The following is a 4220-nucleotide window of genomic DNA, read 5'->3' on the forward strand; positions in this document are numbered from 1 at the left end:
TCCCATGCCGAACACGGAAGTTAAGCTTCAGCACGCTGATAGTAGTTGGGGGATCGCCCCCTGCGAGGATAGGACGTTGCCACGCGAACGAAAGAACCCTGTAAGGGTTCTTTTTTTTGTGTCCAAAAATAAAACCAGTAGTGGCGCATGACCGCCGCGCAAACCAGTCTGGCGACCACACGGCGTCAAAAACGAACCGCTGATTGTTGGAAACAAGTCATGTTTAAATCAACCGCGACTAGCAGCTTTACTAACTTTACTATATTCGTTTCTTACGTCAATTAGGTTATTCGCTACCAATGATGATCCATAGTCTATTGAACCAGTCCAATGTAACGTCCGAGTTGCACGAGTTTCAACAACAAGTCAGGCAACAAGTGCAGCGTCTTCAAGAGACACAGCAGACTATCACAGAAATCCTTGGTCTTCAACGGACGAAACCGTTAAATACGGTGTTGTTCCATAAACAACCCGCTCGTTAGCTGCGGTCGATCGGTCTGGAAAAAGCGACACAACTGGAAGTGCACAATGCACCAGCGTTGGGAGAACACGGACATTTACAACAGCTTAATCCCGTGATCTATTTTAAAAAATTCGGTGAGACCACCGTCACGTGTCAACAGACCGCTTGAGGCAGACTCTGCCTTGGCGCGATCGTCTCAGGCGGTTATTATTTCTGGGGTTGTTGGACCAACCCGTACCTCAAGGAGCCACCTATGTTGATTTTGTGGCAGTGAATCAATCTCAGCGCAGACAGGGGATTGGCACCGCACTACTGAAGTTTTGTCACCGACAATCACGCAGCGTACCGCCTTTCTCAGCAATTGGGGTTTTGCGAAAAGCAGATCCAGCACAGTCAGCTAATACAGTTGTGCTTTGGCTTTCGCGAATGGTCGGAAATACAATGAACGCGTTCAAGCTAATTAGAGAAATAAAATAAGTCGTGTGAGACGCTTGGGTTCCGCGCAGCAATTTGAGTGGTACATCGCTTAAGTTGTCGTTATGACACGGAGTTAAATAAGCTGTCAACCAAACGGCAGCAACGGAATGGCTAACTAAAAAGGTAACGGCACTCCCTGGTGGGGGCGGTCGTTACCTTTTTTGCGTGACGGTTAATTTAACCTAGCTGGACTGCGGGTCCAAGTGCTATCGAACTTTAACTGACCGGAACTGCCAGTATTTTCTGACAAGGACAATCGCGACGACTAGACCACTGAACTGGCAGGTGGTCATCAGGCCGAAACCCATGTCAAAGACATTTAGACTCCCACTGATGAAACTGAGCAGGGCAAATCCAGTCAACCCAATCCAGTGTACCCGACTAGTCCAAACGCTGAGATGCCGGCGAGCAATGAGCAGATTACCTATGAGAATGATTAGCAAGAGAATAAGGAAATCAATCCAATAGAATGCTGGAAAGGTCGAAAATTGGGTGACGCGTTCCACTATCAGGATGCCGAACAGAACCGTGGGTAAGGTGAGACTTGGTCGGGCAAACTGCTTGGTCGGGCCGTTGGCTGTGGTTGCTGTATCCAATAGGAGGTCATCCACTGAGCGACTATACAAGGTAGCTAGTTGGGTGATGGTAGCAATGTCTGGTTGGTTCCGGCCAGTTTCCCAGCTGGAAACAGTTTGCCGCGAAACGTGCAATTTATCCGCCAGCTCGGTTTGCGTCAGCTGGTGCATTTGGCGGAAATATTTTAAACGCGTACCTAGTTCTGTTGATGCCATAGTGAGTCCTCACTTTCTATTAACTCTAGCATAAAGAATCGTCCGAAAATAGCAAGCTATTCTCGCTAGCATCCGTATCATCTCGCGGTTTGAACGGGTATGTTAAAAGGGAGTAGAGGAGACGATGTCTAATGCAACATGTGCAGGAAAAAATGGTTCAGGTCGCCGGGGTGCGAAAAACGTTTGGCCGGCGGGTAGTCTTACGTAATGTTAGTTTTGAATTTTCGGCTGGCAAGATTGTGGGGTTAGTCGGTCCTAATGGTGCGGGAAAAACGACCATCATGAAAAGCTTACTGGGGTTCATGCCAACGGACACCGGCACCGTTCAGATCCTTGGACAGCCGGTTTCAGTCAGTATGCATACAGTGGTGACACGTCAAGTAGGGGCTCTCATTGAGCGACCCGCAATCTATCCGTTCCTAAGCGGCTGGCAACATCTGCAATTGACGGCGGCGTCAACTGCACAAATGGACTGGGTGGTAAAGGCACTTCAGATGACAGCCTATATTTACCGACCGGCTACCCGTTATTCGCTAGGCATGAAACAAAAATTGGGCATTGCCTTGGCTTTAGTCACGCAACCCCGGTTAGTTATTTTGGATGAGCCCATGAATGGTCTGGATCCCCAATCCGTCAAACAGTTGCGCGACTTGTTGCTTCAATTGGCACACGAAGGAACGACATTCCTAGTTTCCAGTCACATTTTAGGTGAATTGGAGAAAATCATTGACCAAGTGATCTTGATTGATCAGGGACAGGTGTTGCTCCAACAAACGATTGCACAACTTCACCAGTCAGCACAGGCGTTCTTGGTGATTTCCACGACAGCCAATGAGCGAGCTAGACGCCTGCTTCGATCTGCGGGATATTCAGTGACCCAGCGAGAAGATCAATTAATTGTGCCGGCATCGGCAGCGGTAACGCCGTTACTGAAGATCGTACTGGACGCGGGAATTCAGATTTTGAAAGTGAGCCAGCAACGAGAAGACTTGGAAACAGCCCTATTAAGAATGTTAGCAAATGAGGGGGAGTAGAGATATGTGCAAGACACTCTGGCGAGAAATTTTTAAGTTTAAACATCAACGGTTAGCATGGTTAGCGCCACTCTTAATTGCTCTGCTGATGAGTGGTGTGGCGCTGACAGCTCAACGAGCGACTATCAGTGATCAAGAATTTTATATGGCCTCAGGATATGTCGGTTTTCAATGGACAATCTTATTTCTAATTGTTATTAGCGCAACTAGTGTGGCAATGGAATTCGAGTATGGAACCATTAAACAATTAGCAATGCAGGTGCCGCATCGTTGGATGATCTACGTTGCAAAATTTTTGTTGGTCCTGGGTTATAGTAGCTTGCTACACGTTCTGGTTGTTGGGGGAACACTGATTCTGAAATTAAGTGGCAATTCGCGGATTCATTGGCAAACCATTTACCATTATCATCAAAGTTTGGGGTACAATCTGGGGATTAATGCCCTGTTGGACCTGTATGGTGGTGTACTCATTGTGAGCTTTGTCTTCCTACTGGCAAGCTGTAGCCGTCATGGCGCTGCGGCGATTGCTGTCGGTATTGGTGCTTGCTTTATGGGGGAAGGGGTATCAAGTCTCTTACTGCGTTCATTCAAGACGCTCATGCCGTTGCTGAAGTGGAATCCGTTTAACATGTTTTACTTGCAAGAGGAGTACGGTAATCCAGATTATCGCGCGATGACCCATTTGACCATTCAACAGTTAGGCATTGGGAATATGGTCTGGGCACTGATCTTCATTGGTGTCGGTGCTGTGATTTTTTCCAAACGGCGTCTCTAAGCTAGCTGGATTTGTGATGGAGTTATGGGTGACGATATAAGGAGGGAGACCGGTAATTGTGGTCGTTAAGAAAGAAGACGCAATTAGGTATAAATAGGAAATATACGCTTAGTGGGGGAATGGTTACGCATGTTGCGCAAGAAAGCGTTATTGTGAAGGACGGTTAGCCGGAAACAAATGAAAATGTTTAGACTGAAAAGGAGGCGCCTCGGTGGCAACTCAGTTAGTGGGAATGAATTTGGTCCATCGGTGTAGGGGGAGCACCTAATGGATATTACCGCGAATAGCGAATGGTGTTGACACGTATTTTAGATTTTTGTTGACACTTAGATGATGTGCATGGTATATTATCTAAGTTGTCTTTTACGACAGCAGTTCATTACTTTAAAAAGTTAAATTGCTTGTTGACAAGCAGGTTAGCTAAATGGTATATTTATTGAGCTGCTTCATTAAGGCGGCAATCAATTGAGAAATGTGTTTTGAAATTTCTTGTTGACATCATATTGTTAAAATGATATGATTATTAAGTTGTCTGCGAGAGCAGACAACTGGTAGACCTTTGAAAACTGAACATTGTTTCGACAAACCAAATATGTGTAGGGCGGTTTGATACTTGGTATCAAACCCAAACAATATTTGCGAAGTCAATTCGCTTTTATAACAAAAGTAACAACAATCGA

At 46.2% G+C, this 4220-nt stretch carries 4 protein-coding genes and 1 rRNA gene; 4 read left to right on the forward strand and 1 reads right to left on the reverse strand.

All coding sequences use genetic code 11. The annotated features are described in order from the left end of the window. Together rrf and EKM71_RS11320 are read left to right on the forward strand one after the other, a co-directional pair. Nucleotides 1-85 (forward strand): 5S ribosomal RNA (gene rrf, locus EKM71_RS11355); the annotation flags it as partial. A 528-nt stretch (nucleotides 86-613) separates the two neighbouring features. After that, complete coding sequence (locus tag EKM71_RS11320) at nucleotides 614-940, forward strand: GNAT family N-acetyltransferase (protein WP_125574596.1); 327 nt, start codon at nucleotides 614-616, stop codon at nucleotides 938-940. A 206-nt stretch (nucleotides 941-1146) separates the two neighbouring features. Here the strand turns inward: EKM71_RS11320 and EKM71_RS10945 are convergent, their stop codons facing one another. Continuing rightward, on the reverse strand, nucleotides 1147-1731 hold the full coding sequence (locus EKM71_RS10945) for a helix-turn-helix transcriptional regulator (protein ID WP_125574597.1): 585 nt from the start codon (nucleotides 1729-1731) through the stop codon (nucleotides 1147-1149). Nucleotides 1732-1862: 131 nt separating this feature from the next. Between EKM71_RS10945 and EKM71_RS10950 the strand changes: the two genes are divergently transcribed. Together EKM71_RS10950 and EKM71_RS10955 are read left to right on the forward strand one after the other, a co-directional pair. After that, on the forward strand, nucleotides 1863-2765 hold the full coding sequence (locus tag EKM71_RS10950) for an ABC transporter ATP-binding protein (RefSeq protein ID WP_125574598.1): 903 nt from the start codon (nucleotides 1863-1865) through the stop codon (nucleotides 2763-2765). Nucleotides 2766-2769: 4 nt separating this feature from the next. Continuing rightward, nucleotides 2770-3540: an ABC transporter permease gene (locus EKM71_RS10955; RefSeq protein WP_164504798.1), complete on the forward strand. Its 771-nt coding sequence runs from the start codon at nucleotides 2770-2772 to the stop codon at nucleotides 3538-3540. Nucleotides 3541-4220 lie beyond the last annotated feature (680 nt).

The sequence above is a fragment of the Levilactobacillus huananensis genome (assembly GCF_003946145.1).
GTDB lineage: Bacteria > Bacillota > Bacilli > Lactobacillales > Lactobacillaceae > Levilactobacillus > Levilactobacillus huananensis.